This is a genomic window from Buchnera aphidicola (Anoecia corni) (genome assembly GCF_964056675.1).
GTDB classification, from domain to species: domain Bacteria; phylum Pseudomonadota; class Gammaproteobacteria; order Enterobacterales; family Enterobacteriaceae; genus Buchnera_E; species Buchnera_E aphidicola_B.
Window position 1 is genome coordinate 36,357 of record NZ_OZ060371.1, and the last position, 20,774, is coordinate 57,130.

Below are 20,774 nucleotides of genomic sequence, written 5' to 3' on the forward strand. Positions count from 1 at the left end.
CTCCTAATGGAGTAAAATATTTAAATAAAATAAACACAAAATAGATTGTCCTAACAATTAAAAATAACTATTCGTCTTCTAAATCAATATTTATACCTAACGATCTTATTTCTTTTAATAAAACATTAAAAGATTCAGGCATTCCTGGTTCCATGTTATAATTTCCATCTACTATATTTTTATACATTTTAGTTCTACCATTGACATCATCAGATTTTACTGTTAACATTTCTTGTAAGGTATGAGAGGCCCCATATGCTTCTAAAGCCCACACCTCCATTTCTCCAAATCTTTGACCACCAAACTGAGCTTTTCCTCCTAGCGGTTGTTGAGTTATTAAACTATAAGAACCAGTAGAACGAGCATGCATTTTATCATCTACTAAATGATTTAACTTTAACATATACATATATCCAACTGTTACTGGACGTTCAAATTTATCCCCAGTTCTTCCATCAAATAAATCAATTTGACCAGAAGAAGGTAGATTTGTTAGCTGCAGCATTTCTTTAATTTCATTTTCTTTCGCCCCATCAAACACAGGACTAGCAATAGGCATTCCGTTTTTTAGATTTTTTGCTAAACAAATCACTTCTTGATCAGTAAATTCTTTCAAATTTACTTTTTGCTGTACATTAGAACCTAAATCAAAAGCTTTTTGCATAAATTTACGCAAAAATTTAATTTTTTCTTTACGTTCTAACATTTTTTTTATTACTTCTCCTACTCCTTTAGCTGCTAATCCTAAGTGAGTTTCTAATATTTGACCTATATTCATCCTTGATGGCACTCCTAAAGGATTTAAAACTATGTCTACTGGAACTCCATGTTCATCATAAGGCATATCTTCAATAGGATTAATTTTTGAAACAACTCCTTTATTTCCATGTCTTCCAGCCATTTTGTCTCCAGGTTGGATTTGTCTTTTTACTGCTAAGTAAACTTTGACAATTTTTAATATTCCAGGAGCTAAATCGTCTCCCTGAATGATTTTACTACATTTTTCTTTCAATTTTTTTTTAAATTTATTTTTTAATTCAATATATTGAATAGATAAAGTCTTTATTTTTTCTTCTTCAGATTTATTTTTTAATTTAAATTGTAACCAACGTTCATATGGAATAGATTTGAGTTTATCCAGAGATATACCTGAATTAATTAATACTTCTTTTACTTGATTAAATAAACTCAACTCAAAAATCTTCTTTTCTTCAGAAATATCTTTTTCAACTTGTTTCAACTGCATTTTTTCTATTGATAAAGCACGTTTATCTTTTTCTATACCATCTCGAGTAAACACTTGAACATCAATAACAGTTCCAGAAATTCCATTAGGTACTCTTAAAGAAGAATCCTTTACATCAGATGCTTTTTCTCCAAAAATAGCGCGTAATAATTTTTCCTCAGGTGTTAATTGTGTTTCTCCTTTTGGCGTTACTTTTCCTATCAATATATCTCCGCCAGTAACTTCAGCTCCTATATATACTATTCCTGAAGAATCTAATTTTGATAAAGCAGACTCTCCTATATTAGGTATATCAGCCGTAATATCTTCAGGTCCTAATTTAGTATCTCTAGAAATACAACTTAACTCTTGAATATGAATAGTAGTAAACCTATCATCTTGTACTATTTTTTCCGAAATTAAGATAGAATCTTCAAAATTGTATCCATTCCATGGCATAAATGCTACACGCATATTTTGACCTAATGCTAATTCCCCTAAATCTGTAGCAGGTCCATCAGCTAATACATCTCCTTTTTTTACCTTTTCACTTAAATTAATACATGGAGTTTGATTTATACACGTATTTTGATTAGATCTAGTGTATTTAGTTAAGTTATAAATATCTATTCCTGATTCTCCTAAACTCATTTCTTCTTTTTTTACTCTAACAACAATTCGAGATGCATCAACATATTGAATTTTTCCACTTCTCTTAGCTACGACTGTAACTCCAGAATCAACTGCTACTGCACGTTCCATTCCTGTTCCAATAAGTGGTTTTTCTGTTACTAAAGTTGGAACAGCTTGACGTTGCATATTAGCTCCCATTAATGCTCGATTTGCATCATCATGCTCTAAAAAAGGAATTAATGACGCTCCAACAGATACAATTTGCTGTGTAGAAACATCCATATATTCTACTTTTTTATAAAAAAATAAACCAGATTCTCCATGATAACGACAAGTAACTAATTCATCTATTAACCGTCCATCTTTATTTAAATTTGTATTAGCTTGAGCTATTATAAAATTACCTTCTTCAATAGCAGATAAATAAGTAATATCGTTTGTTACTATTCCACTTATAACTTTTCTATACGGCGTTTCTAAAAAACCATATTTATTAGTTCTAGCATATACAGATAAAGAGTTTATTAAACCTATATTTGGACCTTCTGGGGTTTCTATAGGACAAACTCTTCCATAATGAGTTGGATGAACATCTCTTACTTCAAAACCTGCTCTTTCTCTAGTTAAACCTCCGATTCCAAGAGCTGATATTCTTCTTTTATGCGTAATTTCAGATAAAGGATTATTCTGATCCATGAATTGAGATAATTGACTAGTTCCAAAAAACTCTTTAATTGCAGCCGAAATAGGTTTTGCATTAATCATATCTTGAGGCATTAATGTATCTAAATCTCCTAAAGATAATCTTTCTTTTACAGCTCGTTCTACACGAACTAATCCTATTCTAAACTGGTTTTCCGCCATTTCTCCAACAGAACGAATTCTTCTATTTCCTAAGTGATCAATATCATCTACAACTCCTTTTCCATTTCTAATACTAATTATTTTTAATATAACATCAACAATATCTATTTTAGATAAAACACTTTTTCCATCTATATCAACTCTGGATAAAGATCTGTTAAACTTCATTCTACCAACTGGTGATAAATCATATCTTTCTTCACAAAAAAACAAATTGTTAAATAAAACTTCAGCCGCTTCTCTTGTAGGTGGTTCTCCTGGACGCATCATTCTGTAAATTTCTGTAAGAGCAGTATCTCTATTAATAGTATTATCAATTCGAAGAGTTTCTGATATATACGATCCATAATCTAAATCATTTGTAAATATCGTTTCAATTTCACTATATCCACTGTTCTTAATTTTTTCTATAATTTCTAAAGAAAGAATGGCATTTGCTTCAATAATAACATTATTAGAATTTTGATCTAAATATTCTTTTGCAAGAACTCGTCCTACTAAATACTCAACTGGAACTTCTATATAATCAATCTTATCTTGAATTAACATATTAATATGTCTGGTAGTAACTCGACTTCCTTTTTTTACATATATTTTTTCTTTTGCCTTTATATCAAATAAAGCTGTTTCCCCACGGAGTCTATTCGGTGATAAAATTAAAAAAAATTTATTTTCACGCATTTGATAAATATTTTTTTTAAAAAATATTTCTAATATTTGTTCTATATTATAATCTAAAGCTCGTAATAAAATAGTAACTGGAAATTTTCTTCTTCTATCAATTCTAACAAATAAATTATCTTTAGCATCAAATTCAAAATCTAACCAAGATCCTCGATAAGGAATTATACGAGCATTATATAGAACTTTCCCAGAAGAATGAGTTTTTCCTTTATCACTATCAAAAAAAACACCAGGACTACGATGTAATTGCGATACTACAACTCGTTCAGTTCCATTAATAATAAACGTTCCATTACTTGTCATTAATGGAATTTCTCCCATATATACTTCTTGTTCTTTTATATCTTTAACTGTCGTTTGAGATGCTTCTTTCTCATAAATTATTAACCGTAGTTTAACTCGCAGAGGAGAAGAATATGTCATTCCTCTTGTTTGGCATTCTTGTACATCAAAACTTGTATTATCTAAACGGTATTTAACATACTGTAATTCTGCATTACCACTATAACTTCTGATAGGGAACAAAGAACGAAAAGCAGATTCTAATCCGCATTCTCCATCAACATTTTGATTAATAAACTTTTTAAAAGAGTCCAACTGAATCGATAAAAGATAAGGAATATCTAATACTTTTGGTCTTTTTCCAAAATCTTTACGAATTCGTTTTTTTTCAGTATAGGAGTAAATCATGAATTCCTCATCTAAATAATAACAATATTATATTTTTTATACTTAATTATTAAAATAATTAAATTCTTATAAATAAAAACTATTATTAAAATAATAATAATAATATTTAACTACGCTACACTATTTTGCTTAATCATATAGACGTTAAAAACATTGAAAATAATACTATTTTCTTTGAATTAAGTTAATGTAAAAAAGCTGGTGACTTATTAATCACCAGCTGCTAATAGAAACAAATTTAGCAAAAATACCTGTTCCATAATTTTAAACATTTATTTAATTTCTACTTCAGCTCCAGCTGATTCTAAACTCATTTTTAAAGAATTAGCATCTTCTTTATTAATATTTTCTTTAACAATAGTAGGAGCTGACTCTACTAAATCTTTAGCTTCTTTTAATCCTAATCCGCTATTACTTCGTACAGCTTTAATTACAGATACTTTATTAGGACCTATCGATTTTAAAAAAACAGTAAATTCTGTTTTTTCTTCAATTACAGCTGCATTTGAATTTCCAGATACACTATTTGAAATAGAAGAAGCAGAAACTCCAAATTTTTTTTCCATATCAGAGATTAAATCAATTACATTTTCAATTGACATATTTGATATAGCTTCTACAATTTTTTCTTTAGTTACCGACATATTAAATTATCCTAATCTTCATTGTAACTATTTATTTGTTTTAGGAATATATAAAAAATATTTTTATTTTTTTATACTATCTTTTTTCTTATTATATATAGCTATTACTGTTTTAAATAATTTTCCAATTGATATTTCTTGTAAAATTGACATTATTTTACTAATTGCTTCATTATAAGTAGGCATTTCAATCAAACTTTTAATTTCATTAGGCAATAACATTTTATTTTTAAAAACAGCACCTTTAATCTTTAACTTAATATCTTTATTCTGAAACTTATCTAACAATCTTGCTGCACTACCTGGATGCTCTAAAGAATATGCTATTAAAGTTGGTCCATTCAATTGATTTTCTAAACATTGAAATATTGTTCCATTAACTGATCTCTTAAGTAATGAATTACGCACGGAATAAACTACTACACCTACTTTTTTGGCTTCTTTTCTTAACTTAGTAATATTATTTACTGAAACTCCAGTGATATCAGATATAACAGCAGATATAGCTACATTATTTACTTTAGTTATTTTAGAAATGATAGTTTTTTTTTTTTTTTTATTTATTGCCATTCTACATTTTTACTCCTATATACCTTAATAAAATTAAACAGTACTATGTACATTTCGTAAATTCTTGTTTAAATTTATACTTTATATAAATTTTCTTATAAATATATTAGTTATATTTCATATGAAAAATGAATAAATTATGTGAATTTTATAAGTTAAATATGATCTTTTAATTTTCTCACAATAATTAAGTTGGTATAAAAATACATGCAAATATTTAATAATTAAAACTAATTAATTGAATAATTCCAATAAACTAATTTTATACTAAGGATATATTTAAACTCGATTTATCTACTATAACTGAAGCACCCATAGTAGTAGATAATGAAATTTTTTGTATAAATTGACCTTTTGAATGAACAGGTTTTGACTTTCTTAAAGCTAATAATAAGGTTAACAAATTTTCCTTTAAATTATTTTCTGTAAAAGAAATATTTCCTATAGCAGCATGAATAATACCATTTTTATCATTTTTATAATAAAATTGACCTTTTTTTGCATTAATAACTGCATTTTTTATATTATCAGTAACTGTTCCTAATTTTGGGTTAGGCATTAATCCTCTAGGACCTAAAAATGGTCCTAACTTCCCTACTATATTCATAGCATCCGGAGATGCAATTACTACATCAGGTTTAATATTTTTGTTTTTTATTTTTTCAGCTAAATCTTCCATTCCTACAAAGTCAGCACCAGATTCTTTAGCTAATTGTGAATTGAGTTCTTGTGTAAAAACCACAACAATAATAGATTTTCCTAACCCGAAAGGATAAGTTACTGTTCCTTTAACATTTTGATTAGGTTGTTTAGAATCTATACCTAAATGAATTGATGCATCAACACTTTCAACGAAATTAGAATAAGATGTTTTTTTTAATAAAGAAAGTCCAGTTATTATATCGAAATTATTTTTAACATCTATATTTTCATAAACACGCTTCATTCTCTTTGAAATTCTTTTCACTTCTACTTCTCCACAGTTACACCCATTGATTTTGCTGTTCCTTCAATACATCTAACAATATTTTCTAAACTAGAACCTGTCATATCTTTTTCTTTTATTTTCGCAATACTTTCTAATTGTTTTTGAGTAATTACCCCTACTTTTTCTTGATTAGCTTTACTGGATCCAGATTTAATTCCTATTGTTTTTTTTATTAATACAGAAGCAGGTGTTGTTTTTATAACAAAAGTAAATGTTTTATCAGAAAAAACTTTAATAATGACAGGAACAGGTAGTCCTTTTTCTATATCTTTTGTTCTAGAATTAAATAATTTACAAAATTCCATTATGTTAACTCCTCTTTGTCCTAACGCCGGACCTACTGGTGGACTAGGATTTGCCATTCCTGCTAAAACCTGTAATTTTACAAAAGAATGAACTTTTTTTGCCATATTTATTTACCTGTATCTATAATAAATTTTAAATAATTTTAAAAATAAAATATGTGTCTGTATTTACTACACACGATTAAATTAATTTTTTTCTACTTGCGAAAAATCTAATTCTACAGGAGTAGCTCTTCCGAAAATAGATACTGATACCGTTAACCTGTTTTTATCATAATCAATTTCTTCTACTACACCGTTAAAATCTGAAAACGGACCATCTTTTATTCTAACTGTTTCACCTGGTTCAAATAACGTTTTTGGCCTTGGTTTATTTCCTATCTTTTCTAATCTACTTATAATTGCATCAACTTCTTTATCGCTTATAGGTAAAGGTCGTTCCGTTGTTCCTCCTATAAACCCTAAAACACGAGGTACACTGCGTATTAAATGCCAACTATCATTATTCATAACCATATGAATTAAAACATATCCTGGAAAAAATTTATATTCACTTTTTTTCTTCTGTCCTCTACGAATTTCCACAACTTCTTCTGTAGGAACCATAATTTTTCCAAACATATGCTCCATGCTATGTAATTTTATCTGTTCATTAATAGAATTTACTACTTTTGTTTCAAAACCAGAAAAAGCCTGCAAAACGTACCAACGTTTTTTTATTTTAGAATCCATAATTAACATCCTAATTTAATTATACACGATATTAAATAAAAAAATGTTTTATCTATTCCATATATAACTAACGACATTAAAACTGTAATCACTATGATAAATAGAGAAGTATAAAAAGTGTCTTTAATACTAGGACAAATAACATTTTTTATTTCTTTTTTTGATTCTATTAATAAATTAATTACATACCTTCCAATTTTTGTACAAAACACTGTTATTACTATACAAATAAAAAATACACTTAGTATTATAATATGAAGAAAAATACATAACTTTTCTCTATAAAAATTACTTATTTCTATACTACAATAAGACAAAAAAATAAATAACCACTTATGCCATTCTTTTATATTGAAAAGCGTTTTTAACTGGCAATTATATCCCATAAACTATCCTTAAACAAAAAAATGATATATTATTGAAAATAACTAATACACTGATTAATCATTTTAAATAATCAAATTTCAATAGTTATACATTTTTTTTTTTGACGAGTGAAAAGGATAATAGTAATTAGTTGTACATACATATTTATTTTCTATAAATACTATTTTACTTAAAGATATTTACGCAGATGGTGCTGATACCCAGACTTGAACTGGGGACCTCACCCTTACCAAGGGTGTGCTCTACCACTGAGCCATACCAGCATAATATTTGGAGCGGATAGCGGGAATCGAACCCGCATTATCAGCTTGGAAGGCTGAAGTAATAGCCTTTATACGATATCCGCATATATTTTTGATGTTTAGTGATTCGATAACTTCATTAAATTTGAAAATATTTTAATATATTAAACTTTTTATTTTATGGATAAAAAAATAAAAAATAACACTAAAAATAAATAATACAATCTATTTTGGTGGGAGAAGGATTCGAACCTTCGAAGTCTAATGACGGCAGATTTACAGTCTGATCCCTTTAACCACTCGGGAATCCCACCATGTATAGTAAAATTTTTTATAAAAAACAAAACATATATATCGTATGCCGGCTACCGGAATTGAACTGGTGACCTACTGATTACAAGTCAGTTGCTCTACCTGCTGAGCTAAGCCGGCTATAATATATTTATATTGTTTACATCTTATAAATATATATATATATATATATAATATTATGCATATTCATTGAAGTAATTAAATTATATATGATAAAATCACATTTGTATATAATATATTATATTTTTAAAATTAACTAAATTAGTTTTTTATTTTTTTAAAACATTAAAAATACAATATATTATTGTTAATTTAATTACTATTTATTACTAATAATTTAAAATATAATAGAAATTACAAAAAAATTAAACCAAAATAATATTTATTTCATTATATTAGTATTTTTTGCTAAAAAATGTGTATTTACTGTTAATAACATTTACTATTTTAGCTTTTATTTTCTATTTTAATAGTACAATAGCAAGATGAATAACTATTACTATAGTTATATCTTCTGTAGAAGATAACCAAATTTATTTATTGATAAATTTATATATTAACTTTTTAATCTAAAAATAATTTCATTATGCATCTCTACATTTTAGTTTTTTTATCATCTCATTATTTATTTACATTTTATATAAAAAGTAATTTACTAAACAAAAAATAAGAATTAAATATTAATTTAACAATTAAATTTGAATATTAAGTAATACAAACAGGTTAATACTATGTTTTCTTATAAAAGAAATTCTACATTAAAAAAAAAAAAGAAAATTTAACTAATTCAATTTCTATATCTTTTGAATTTTTTCCTCCTAAAAACGAAAAATCAATTACACAACTTCTTTCAGATATAAATCAATTTAAATCTCTTAATCCATCTTTTATTTCTATAACTTGTAGTCCAAATAAAACAACAACAAACAAAACTTATAAATTAATAAAAAAAATAAGAAAAAATAACCAAATACATACAGTTCCTCACATAACTTGTGTTAATCATAACAAACGAGAACTTCAAACTATTGCTAAAAAATACTGGGAAAATGGGATTAAATCTATTCTTGCATTACGCGGAGATAGAATAAACAAATCTAATTCTAATACAATGTATGCAATAGACTTAATTAACATATTAAAAACAATAGAAAATTTTAAAATTTACGTTGCCGCTTATCCAGAAGTTCATCCGGAAGCTAAAAATGCCACTTTTGATTTATTAAACTTAAAAAATAAATTTTTAGCTGGAGCTAATAGCGCTATTACACAATTTTTTTTTAATGCAAATACATATTTAAGATTCAGAGATAAATGTTCTAAAATTGGAATACATAATGATTTAATCCCAGGAATATTACCAATTATTAATATACAACAGTTGAAACAATTTTCTTCAATGACTAATGTGGATATTCCAAATAAAATATTTAATTTATTAAATAATTTAACACCTAATTCTATACCATTTCATATAGCATCTTCATACATTACCAACTCTATAATAGATGTTCTTTACAAAGAAGGAGTTAGAAAATTTCATTTTTATACATTAAACAAATTATACTTAACATATTCTATCGCCCATATATTAAAAATAGAAAATTTTTAGAAAAATAGAATGTAATTAAATTATATAATAATTAATATCTATTTAAAAAAATAATAATTTTAGTTAATTAACATATTAACTTAATTTGTTTTCTTTTAATTTAAAACTAATTAAATCTTAAATGACAAAAACCATCGTTTATAAATCTGTTGATTTTAAAAACTATAAATACAATTAATTATTTTTAATTTTAATTCAATTAATATCACATAAATAATTATAATTAGTTAACATAAAACATGCATATATTAAAATAACTAAATATACCAATTAAATTATAGTAAATTAAATGTATCTATATTATAAACATTACTATTTTTTTAATTTTTTAAAATAAGGAAGCTGAAAATAAATGTGAAAGAAGATCAAATTTTATATACTTATTAAAATAAGCTGCTATATATGTAATATGTATAAATATTAAACTAATAAATATTGAAAACAAAATAAACGTTAAAATTAAACATTTATTATAGTAATAAGTAGATTTTAATAAAGTTACTATTTAAAAAAAGTTCTATTATAGATTATTAAACTTAAATATAATGGTTATACATATAATTGGTTTAATTAAAAACTTAAATTTAATATTATATTATATTAATAATATCGTTATTCTTTAAAAATAGAACACATATACTACTTTTTATTTTTAATAAATATTAAATATTAATAATAGTAAATTTTTTTTATTAATTTTTCATAAATTAATTTAATTTATATTAATATATATAAATTTAAAAACACAATTATTTCAAAATTTATATTTTAATTTTTTATCAAAAAATATTTGTATATATATTTTACTGATTATATAAATTATCAATTGTTAATGAAATTAGCTTATAATATAAGCTATATATTCTAAATCGTAAAATTTAATACTTTCTTATTAACTATTAAATTTCAATATTAATACATTTTATACTATAAACACTTTTTTATAATATTTAAAAAAAATATTTAATTAATAAAAAATTAAATTCATTAGTTTTATATATAAAAAATTAAACTATTAATATTACAATTATTTATATAGAAAAATAAGAAGGTTTATTGAACATAAAAAACAATAATATAAAAAAAATTACAACAATAATTAAAATTAAAAAAGTAAAATCAAATGTTTTATATTAATTCATATAAAACTTAAAACTTAATATTAAAAATATAAATATATATAATATATTTTTCCTAAATTAATTTTTTTTAAACAATATATATAATCATTTTTTTTATAATAATTAAACAGTAAAACACGCTTACAAACGTATACATTACTTTGTATTGTACAATGTTTTATTTTCATACATATATAGTTTTAATTATAATTAAAACACTAAAATAGTATCAACATAATAAAACCGCTAAGTATATATAGTTAAAACTATTTATTATAAGTTTCCTTTAAAAGGAAATCATATTTTATCTATTAAAGATAACAATATTTTTACATTACTTAATGTATCAAAAACAATGCTTTATTAATTAAAAATTATATATATTATTTTCTATTTTTATTAAATTTTTAAAAATACTTTTATATTTTTTTTTACTATTTCATGTTAAAAATTAAAAACTAACTTAACATTTTGTTTTAAAAATCAGAGGATTTATGCAAAAAACTCAAAAAAACACAGTTGTACTAGCATACTCAGGAGGATTAGATACTTCAGCTATTATTCCTTGGATTAAAGAAAATTATTCTTATGAAGTAATAGCATTTGTCGCTAATATTGGACAATCTGAAAAAGATTTAATCGATATCAAAAAAAAAGCTATTTATTCTGGAGCTAAGCAATGTTATATATATGATTTGCGTTATGATTTTGTAACTAAATATATATATCCTATGCTTAAAACTGGAGCTTTATATGAAAAACAGTATTTATTAGGAACCGCTTTAGCTAGACCTGTAATAGCTAAAGCACAAGTTGAATTAGCTTTGAAAACTAATTCAATAGCATTATGCCACGGAGCAACAGGAAAAGGTAACGATCAAATACGATTTGAAATGGCTTACGCAGCTTTAGCTCCTAAACTAAAAATTATTGCTCCATGGCGTGAATGGAAAATATCTTCCAGAGAAGAATTAATAACCTACTTAAAAAACAAAAATATTCCTACAACTACTACTGTAGAAAAAATTTATAGTAAAGATGAAAATTGCTGGCATATTTCGACAGAAGGAGGACAACTGGAAGATCCATGGAAAGAACCTAATATTGACTGCTGGAGTTGGACTAAAGATCCAAAAAAAACTTCTAGTAATCCAGAAAAAGTTTTAATTTCTATACAAAATGGAGAAATAATAAAAATAAATAACAAAAAATTAAACCCATTAGAATGCTTAAACTTATTGAACTCTATTGGATCACATCATGGTATAGGAAGAGTCGATATAGTAGAAAACAGACTAATTGGAATAAAATCTCGAGGTTGTTATGAAACACCTGGTGGAACTATTATGAATATTGCAATTAGAGCAATAGAACAATTAGTTTTAGATCGAGAAAGTTTTAAATGGAGAGAACAAATTGGATTAGAAATGTCTTACGTAATATACGATGGACGTTGGTTTACTCCATTAAGACAATCACTACAATCTGCTGCAAATTCTCTTTCTAATGTTATTAACGGAGAAGTAGTATTAGAACTTTACAAAGGAAATGTTATTCCTATTCAAAAAAAATCACACAATTCATTATATTTAAAAAAATATGCTACTTTTAGTCAAGATGACATATACAATCAAAAAGATGCACAAGGATTCATAAACCTATATTCTATTTCATCTAGAATCCGATCATTAAACAAAATTAAATTAGAAAATAAATAATTATCAATAATTTTATTAATATATAAATAAAAATTAAAATAGGAGAAACACTGCAATGGCACTATGGGGAGGTAGATTTTCTAAAAAACCAAACGATTTTTTCTGTACATTTAATAACTCTTTAGATGTCGATTACAAATTAGCAAAATACGATATTTTAAGTTCTATTGCTTGGTCACGAACTTTAACTTCAATTAATATTTTAACAAAATTAGAACAAAAAAAAATTGAAGAAGCTTTGTTAGTACTACTTAATAAAGTAAAGAAAAACCCAAAAATAATGTTAAATAGTAACGCAGAAGATATTCATACTTGGATAGAACAGCAACTCATTACTATGATTGGTTCTTTAGGAAAAAAACTACATACAGGAAGAAGTAGAAATGACCAAGTAACAACTGATTTAAAATTGTGGTGCAAATATAAAGTAAATAAATTAATGCAAGAAATAAAAAATCTTCAAAAAACATTAATTATTACTGCAGAATTAAATATAGATATTATTCTTCCTGGGTATACACATTTACAAAGAGCTCAACCTATCGTATTTTCACATTGGTGTTTGGCTTATTTAGAAATGTTTAAAAGAGATAATATTCGTCTTAAAGATTCTTTTAAAAGAATGAACCTGAATCCTCTAGGATCTGGAGCGTTATCTGGAACAGCATGGAACATTGACCGAAAAAGTTTATCTGTAGATATGGGATTTAGTTCAGAAACTAAAAATAGTTTAGACAGTGTGTCTGATAGAGACTACGTACTAGATCTTCTTTCTGCTTCTGCAATTAGTATGATGCATTTGTCTAGATTTTCTGAAGATTTAATTTTTTTTAATTCAGGAGAAGCCAATTTTATTCAATTATCCGATGAAATTACATCTGGTTCTTCTTTAATGCCTCAAAAAAAAAATCCAGACTGTTTAGAACTCATTAGAGCTAAATCAGGACGAGTATACGGATCTTTAATAAATACTTTAGTAGTTTTTAAAGGATTACCTCTTTCTTATAATAAAGACATGCAAGAAGATAAAGAAGGTCTTTTCGATTCTTTAAAAACATGGAGTAACTGTTTAAAAATGGCTTCTTTAGTTTTAAAAAATATGCAAATAAATAAAAAAATTTGTCGTCAAGCAGCAGAACAAGGATACTCAAATGCTACAGAATTAGCAGACTATCTAGTAAAAAAAGGAATAGAATTTCGTTCTGCACACAACATTGTGGGAAATATAGTACTAGAAGCAATTAAAAAAAATAAAAATTTAGATCAATTAGACTTATTAACTTTTAAAAAATATTCTCATGTTATTGATCAAGATGTATATAATCATCTAAAATTAGAAAATATTTTAGAAAAAAGAAGTTCTACAGGAGGTATATGTAAAAGGCAAATACTATTTGCTATAAAAGAAGCTAAAAAAAAATTTTTTAATACAAAATAAAAATAAAAAACTATTAATAAAAAACACATAATATGTGTTATTAGTTTATTTTCCGTATTTAATATTATTAACACGATATGTAATCTCATTATAAGTTTTAAGATAACATATCGCATAAACACTATTAAAAGTATATTTTTTATTTTTTATAAATTAATCAATAACTATTAATATTAAATATCAAATAATTAAGTTTATTCATTTTAAAATAAGTACTACATACTTATTTACATATTTATTATTTTTATATTTTATTTTTTTTTTAATAAATAATTACTTCTACTCTATAGTATGTTTATAGTTCATAATATTAATATGACAAATAATTTCAAATATAATATTTTTAAATTAAATATTAATATATATAGTTATAATAACTAAATCGTGTTTGTATACTGTACAAATATATAATTATATTATTTGAACTTAAGTTTTAACTACATATCCATATAAAACTAATTTATTTATAAAATATTACTATATATATATATGTTGTACATTTAAACCATATTTAAACACTTAATATTTCTTTCTTGAATTAAATTTATTCTTCTTGTATATAAATAATTTATATATATTTATATAATAATCAAAAATATTTAGTATTTAAAATACGTGCAATTTAATAAAACATAGTAATGCATATTATACTAATTAAAAAAATTTTTTATTTAAAATAACTACTTGTCAATAACAAAAAAATTCAGGTAAATTTTTCTATAAATACAATTTATATCAAATACATAAGAACACTTTATATAATTAAATATCAACACTATCGTTTCACATTTTTATTGTGAAAAAAAATAGTTATTAACTAATATGTTTCATATTTTAAAAAAAATAATACTAGTCGTCTAGAAAACTACGCAGTAACTCAGATCTACTAGGATGCCTTAATTTGCGTAATGCTTTAGCTTCTATTTGTCTAATTCTTTCTCGTGTTACATCAAATTGTTTTCCTACTTCTTCTAAAGTATGATCAGTGTTCATGTCTATTCCGAATCTCATTCGCAAAACTTTAGCTTCTCTTTCTGTTAATCCAGATAATATATGATTAGTTGCTGATTTTAAACTTTCAGACGTTGCTGAATCTAGAGGTAATTCTGAAGATGTATCCTCTAAAAAATCACCAAGATGTGAATCGTCATCATCTCCTATGGGTGTCTCCATAGAAATTGGTTCTTTGGCTATTTTTAAGACTTTTCTTATTTTTTCTTCTGGAATAAACATTTTTTTTGACAACTCTTCTGGAGTTGGTTCTCTACCAAATTCCTGTAAAATCTGTCTAGAAATTCGATTAAGTTTATTAATTGTTTCTATCATATGAACCGGAATTCTAATAGTACGAGCTTGATCAGCAATAGATCTAGTTATTGCTTGTCTAATCCACCAAGTAGCATATGTTGAAAACTTATATCCTCTTCTATATTCAAACTTATCAACTGCTTTCATTAACCCTATATTACCTTCTTGTATTAAATCTAAAAATTGTAAACCTCTATTTGTATATTTTTTTGCTATAGAAATTACTAATCTTAAATTAGCTTCTACCATTTCTTTTTTTGCTCTTTTGGCTTTTACTTCTCCTATAGACATTTTTTTATTTATACTCTTTATTTCTTCTATAGATAAACCTACTTTTTTTTCAATATCTGTTAATTTTTTTATGAAAAAAATTATTTTATTCTCTACTAAAGTTAATTTTTCCGACCAAGATTTATTCATTAAAATAATTTTTTTTAGCCAATCAGTATTATTTTTTCGACTCAGATAATATTTAACAAATATTTTTTTTGGTATTTTACATGTTTCAATACATAAATTAATAATATTCTGTTCATAATTTCTAATTAGCAAAACAATTTTTCGAATTCTATCTACTAAATACTCAAATTGTTTTGGAGCTAATCTAAATTGTTTGAAAATATCTGACAAATTACGTAATTCTTTAGTAGAAAAATAATGTTTTCTACTCATTTTTTTTATAATTTTATCTGTAATAACATTTTGTTGTTTCAAATGATAAAATTTTTCTTTAGCTAATTCCGGATCAACAATATGATACTCTTCTCCATTGCTCTCTTCTATGTGACTAACATTACTTAAAGAAATATCATTATTTTTTAAAACAGATGGACTATCGCTATGTAACTGTTTAGAATTAGATTGTTCTTCTAAATTAGAATCTATAAATCCAACAATTACATCTGACAAACGAATTTCACTAGAAATTACTCTTTCGTACTGTTTTAATATATAGTCAACTGACTTCGGATATTTAGCTATAGCTGATTGCACTTCATTAATTCCATCTTCAATTCTTTTAGCAATATCAATTTCCCCTTCTCTAGTTAATAAATCTACTGTACCCATTTCTCTCATATACATTCTAACTGGATCTGTAGTTCGTCCAACCTCAGATTCAACACTGGACAAAACCTGAGTTACTACTTCAATTGCATCCTCGTCAGAATTAGAACTATCATTATTTAAAATAATTAAATCATCAGAATCCGGGGCTTCTTCTAACACTTGGATCCCTAAATCATTAATCATTTGTATAATGTCTTCAATTTGTTCAGAATTCACTATATCATCTGGTAGATGGTCATTTACTTCAGTATAAGTAAGATACCCTTGTTCTTTACCATGAGTCACTAATAATTGAAATTGAGATTGTGGATTCGACTCCATAAAAGTTTTCCATGCTACTATTATTAATTGATGTTCATTGACAATTATTGTCAATAATGAGTATGTTTATTCTTAAATAGTTATTTATAAAGATAAATTCTATTTTTTTGTATAAAAATTTATTTTTTGAATAATTAAATGAACGTTTAATTATTAAAATATATTCATTTAATAAAAAAAATAATTTAAATATTCTACGAGTTCCCTGATAAAATTTTACTAATCTCCCATAACATATTTTTTTCTATCCAACATAATCCAATTGTTTTTTCTTTTAACACTAATTTAAAATATTGTTTTTCTAATGCTTTATTATATACTTTAACTAATAAATCTAAGAAAACTTCAGATATTTTTTTTTCTTCTATCATAAGATCTATATGAGATAATTTACTTAATGCTTTAAATTTATATGTTCCTCTATATAATTCAATTAATTGAGCAGTATTTATATTTTTATATAACAAACATATATCTATTATTTCTAAAAAAAATATTATTTTTTCAATTTTTGCAATTTTTAAATTATGAATATCAGGAATTATACTAGCCAAATAAGGATTTTGTACTAACAATCCTATTAATATACGTATATTTGATTGTTTTACGTCTAAATAAAAAATATTATTTTTACTATAACTGTTTTCTCTAAAAAAAATATGTTCTTCTTTAATTCTAGAAAACCCTAAAATTGTAAATAACTGATTTTTTACTAAAAATCGTGTTATTTTTCCCGGAATTTTATTTATCAACGGAATAATTTTCTTTATAAAGTCAATTTTCTGATCTATAGTATTTAAATTTTTTTTATTTAATGTTTGATACAATAAAAAATCAGATAAACTAATAGATTTTTTTATTCTTTTTAAAAACTTAATTTTACCTTCTTTTCTTACTAAAGAATCAGGGTCATGCTCTTTTGGGATAAATATAAATTTAATACTTCTATTATCGCTCAAAAAAGATAAAGAACAAACCAAAGATCTCCAAGAAGCTATTCGTCCCGCTCTATCACCATCAAAACAATAAATAATGTTATTTGTTTTTTTAAATAATAATTGAAGATGATCATTTGAAACAGAAGTTCCTAGTAATGCTACTGAATGAAAAATACTATACTGAGTTAATGTAATTACATCTATATATCCTTCTACTACTATTAAGTAAGGAAGATTAGAACTCATATAACTAGCTTCATATAAACCATACAAAAATTTTCTTTTTTTAAAAATTATAGTTTCTGGAGAATTTAAATATTTAGGAAATTCAGAATTTATATTTCTACTTCCTAAACCTATTACTTGCCCATTTTCATCTCGTAAAGGAAAAATAATACGGTTGATAAATCGATCAAGAAATTTTTTTTGATCATTTTTTAAAAAAATTCCACAATCTAATAACATTTCATTTTTTTTTATCTTTTTTAAAAAAGTATATGAAATATTACTAGAACAACCTAAAATAAATAAATTAATTATTTTTTTTTTAATTCCTCTATTAATTAAATATTTTAAAAACTTATTATTACAAGATAAAAATATGTTTTTTTGATATACTCTTGTTACAAAGTTCATAACTCGATAATATTTAACATATTTAAAATTACTAACTTTTTTTAAGGGTTTTATTGTTAATTCAGAAACATCTACATTATTTATACTAGCTAACTCAAAAATAGCCTCTATAAAAGTCTTCCTGTCATATGAAATTAAAAAATCAATTACGTTTCCATGAACATGACAACCAAAACAATAATAAAATTGTTTTTCATAACTAACTGTAAAAGAAGGATACTTTTCAACATGAAAAGGACATCTAGCACTATAATTTCTTCCTCTTTTTATTAATTTTATACGATTTTCTATTATACTAACAATGTTTGTTTTCTGTAACAATGAGTTTATAAACTCTTTTGATATCTTTTTTTTCATATATTATATCTATTTTAATAAAGAAAACATGACCGTACTTTACAAAAGAACGGTCAAACTAAATTTACTAAAAAATTTAATAAAAAATTAATACATCCTCAATCTCTTAATATTTTCTCTATTAAGTTTTTTGGACAAACGTTTGATAGCTGAAGCTTTAGCTCTTTTTCTTTGTGTAGTTGGTTTTTCATAAAATTCTCTTCTTCTTATTTCTGCTAAAACACCAGCTTTTTCACATAATCTTTTGAATCTTCTTAAAGCTATATCAAACGGTTCATTTTCACGAACTTTAATTATTGGCATATTTCAATAAACCTCTTTGAAAACTAAATATATTATAGTTTTATATATGAAAAACTAAAAAAATAAAAAAAAAATATTAGGTTAACTGTTCAAAGTAACTATACTCTATCTACATAAATTAAAAAATAAAATATTTAATAATTTAATAATTATGTATAATACATATTATTCTTTTAAAAAATAAATAATCTAATAAATATTAAATATGCGAATCTTAGGAATTGAAACGTCATGCGACGATACAGGAATTGCTATTTTTGATGAAAAACTTGGATTAATCACTAATCAATTAAATAGTCAATCTCAATTAAATATAAAATATGGAGGGATTGTACCTGAATTAGCAGCGAGAAAACATTTAAATGACATTGTACCATTAATTCGTTTAGCATTATACGATATAAACTACAATATTTCTACTATTAGTGCTATAGCTTATACAGCTGGACCTGGACTTATTAGTTCTCTGTTAGTCGGTGCCACAATAGGAAGTTCTTTAGCTTATTCTTGGAATATTCCCGTTATACCTATAAATCATATGGAAGCTCACTTACTCACTTTTATGATGAAACGATTTAACAATTCTATTAAATTTCCGTTTATAGGATTATTAGTTTCAGGAAAGCATACTCAAATAATAAATGCTATTAGTATGACGAATTATAAAATTATAGGTACTTCTATTGATGATGCTGCTGGAGAAGCGTTAGATAAAACCGCTCTTTTACTTGGAATAAATCCTCCAGGAGGAGCTCAATTATCAAAATTAGCAGCAAAAAGTATAAATACTAAATTTGTTTTCCCTCGACCAATGATACACCATCCTAACTTAAATTTTAGTTTCTCTGGATTAAAAACACATGCAAAAAAAATAGTTCAAAATAATAAGCTTAACTCTAAAATAAAATCAGATATTGCTAGATCATTTGAAGATGCTATAATAGATGTACTGGTATTTAAATGTAAAAAAGCCCTTATCCAAACAGGATATAAAAGATTAGTTATAGCTGGAGGAGTTAGTTCTAATCTAAGATTAAGAATCAAATTGCAAAAAATGTTAGAAACTTATAGTGTAGATGGAAATTTATACTACGCAGATCCTGAGTTTTGTACAGATAATGGTGCTATGATTGCATATTTAGGTTTTTTAAAATTCAAAAAAGGAATTTTCACTTCACCAAAAATACAAGTTAATGCTACTTGGTCAATTTCAAAATCCCATATAATTTCATAACTTTTTTTATCTCATAAAAATAAATATATGAAACAAATATCATACATTATTTTTTAATATTATCAATAATTTAAATAATATTACTTATTTTGCAAAATATATAAACCATTACATCTTTTACACATAAAATAAAAATACATAAAATAATAAACGTTTACTATAACTAGTCACATATTTCTATTTATTTATCAACTTATGTTTAACATATTAAAATAGAACTGAAACTAATTTTTCTACTGAACAATAAAATTATATTAAAGTATGTTTTCTAATTTCAAACCAAATTTAATTAAATCACGCAACGTAACTAAATTAATTTAACTGTTTATACCTAATTGATTTGTATCAATGACACGTTTTAAACTATGAATTACTAATTAAAAATCATTAATTATATTTAATGTAAAATATTTAAATATAAAATATATATATATATTTCATTGT

General features: G+C 24.4%; 14 protein-coding genes and 4 tRNA genes. 4 read left to right on the plus strand and 14 right to left on the minus strand.

Annotation, left to right across the window (positions count from 1 at the left end):
* Positions 1–67: 67 nt before the first annotated feature.
* The 11 genes from rpoB to AB4W63_RS00200 form a co-directional block, all read right to left on the minus strand.
* Positions 68–4,096 carry a DNA-directed RNA polymerase subunit beta gene (gene rpoB / locus AB4W63_RS00150; protein ID WP_367681017.1) on the minus strand — a complete coding sequence of 1,343 codons (4,029 nt, stop codon included), beginning with the start codon at positions 4,094–4,096 and terminating at the stop codon, positions 68–70.
* 272 nt (positions 4,097–4,368) lie between these two features.
* Positions 4,369–4,740, minus strand: coding sequence for a 50S ribosomal protein L7/L12 (rplL, locus tag AB4W63_RS00155; protein ID WP_367681018.1), 372 nt, complete (start codon positions 4,738–4,740; stop codon positions 4,369–4,371).
* Positions 4,741–4,803: 63 nt separating this feature from the next.
* Positions 4,804–5,310, minus strand: a complete 507-nt coding sequence (gene rplJ, locus AB4W63_RS00160) for a 50S ribosomal protein L10 (protein WP_367681019.1) — start codon at positions 5,308–5,310, stop codon at positions 4,804–4,806.
* Between the two features lie 262 nt (positions 5,311–5,572).
* The gene (gene rplA, locus AB4W63_RS00165) at positions 5,573–6,277 is read right to left on the minus strand and encodes a 50S ribosomal protein L1 (protein ID WP_367681020.1); all 705 of its coding nucleotides are present in this window, start codon (positions 6,275–6,277) and stop codon (positions 5,573–5,575) included.
* A 2-nt stretch (positions 6,278–6,279) separates the two neighbouring features.
* Positions 6,280–6,708, minus strand: coding sequence for a 50S ribosomal protein L11 (gene rplK / locus AB4W63_RS00170; protein WP_367681021.1), 429 nt, complete (start codon positions 6,706–6,708; stop codon positions 6,280–6,282).
* Between the two features lie 81 nt (positions 6,709–6,789).
* Positions 6,790–7,335 carry a transcription termination/antitermination protein NusG gene (nusG, locus tag AB4W63_RS00175; RefSeq protein ID WP_367681022.1) on the minus strand — a complete coding sequence of 182 codons (546 nt, stop codon included), beginning with the start codon at positions 7,333–7,335 and terminating at the stop codon, positions 6,790–6,792.
* Positions 7,336–7,337: 2 nt separating this feature from the next.
* A complete protein-coding gene (gene secE, locus AB4W63_RS00180; protein ID WP_367681023.1) occupies positions 7,338–7,721 on the minus strand; it encodes a preprotein translocase subunit SecE in 384 nt (127 codons plus the stop codon).
* 189 nt (positions 7,722–7,910) lie between these two features.
* A tRNA-Thr gene (locus tag AB4W63_RS00185) sits at positions 7,911–7,985 on the minus strand.
* A gap of 8 nt (positions 7,986–7,993) precedes the next feature.
* A tRNA-Gly gene (locus tag AB4W63_RS00190) sits at positions 7,994–8,068 on the minus strand.
* A 127-nt stretch (positions 8,069–8,195) separates the two neighbouring features.
* Positions 8,196–8,278, minus strand: a tRNA-Tyr gene (locus AB4W63_RS00195).
* 45 nt (positions 8,279–8,323) lie between these two features.
* Positions 8,324–8,396: transfer RNA gene (locus tag AB4W63_RS00200), tRNA-Thr, on the minus strand.
* A 670-nt stretch (positions 8,397–9,066) separates the two neighbouring features.
* Here AB4W63_RS00200 and AB4W63_RS00205 point away from each other — a divergent pair.
* From AB4W63_RS00205 to argH, 3 genes are all read left to right on the plus strand, one after another.
* Complete coding sequence (locus AB4W63_RS00205) at positions 9,067–9,888, plus strand: methylenetetrahydrofolate reductase (RefSeq protein WP_367681214.1); 822 nt, start codon at positions 9,067–9,069, stop codon at positions 9,886–9,888.
* A gap of 1,615 nt (positions 9,889–11,503) precedes the next feature.
* The gene (locus AB4W63_RS00210) at positions 11,504–12,727 is read left to right on the plus strand and encodes an argininosuccinate synthase (protein ID WP_367681024.1); all 1,224 of its coding nucleotides are present in this window, start codon (positions 11,504–11,506) and stop codon (positions 12,725–12,727) included.
* 55 nt (positions 12,728–12,782) lie between these two features.
* Positions 12,783–14,165, plus strand: coding sequence for an argininosuccinate lyase (argH, locus tag AB4W63_RS00215; protein ID WP_367681025.1), 1,383 nt, complete (start codon positions 12,783–12,785; stop codon positions 14,163–14,165).
* Between the two features lie 849 nt (positions 14,166–15,014).
* Here argH and rpoD read toward each other — a convergent pair.
* From rpoD to rpsU, 3 genes are all read right to left on the minus strand, one after another.
* Positions 15,015–16,862, minus strand: coding sequence for an RNA polymerase sigma factor RpoD (rpoD, locus tag AB4W63_RS00220; protein WP_367681026.1), 1,848 nt, complete (start codon positions 16,860–16,862; stop codon positions 15,015–15,017).
* A gap of 194 nt (positions 16,863–17,056) precedes the next feature.
* Positions 17,057–18,793 carry a DNA primase gene (dnaG, locus tag AB4W63_RS00225; RefSeq protein WP_367681027.1) on the minus strand — a complete coding sequence of 579 codons (1,737 nt, stop codon included), beginning with the start codon at positions 18,791–18,793 and terminating at the stop codon, positions 17,057–17,059.
* 87 nt (positions 18,794–18,880) lie between these two features.
* A complete protein-coding gene (gene rpsU, locus AB4W63_RS00230) occupies positions 18,881–19,096 on the minus strand; it encodes a 30S ribosomal protein S21 (protein ID WP_367681028.1) in 216 nt (71 codons plus the stop codon).
* 205 nt (positions 19,097–19,301) lie between these two features.
* On the opposite strand from rpsU, the gene tsaD reads away from it, so the two are divergent.
* Positions 19,302–20,330, plus strand: coding sequence for a tRNA (adenosine(37)-N6)-threonylcarbamoyltransferase complex transferase subunit TsaD (gene tsaD / locus AB4W63_RS00235; RefSeq protein ID WP_367681029.1), 1,029 nt, complete (start codon positions 19,302–19,304; stop codon positions 20,328–20,330).
* The last annotated feature ends 444 nt before the right edge of the window (positions 20,331–20,774 follow it).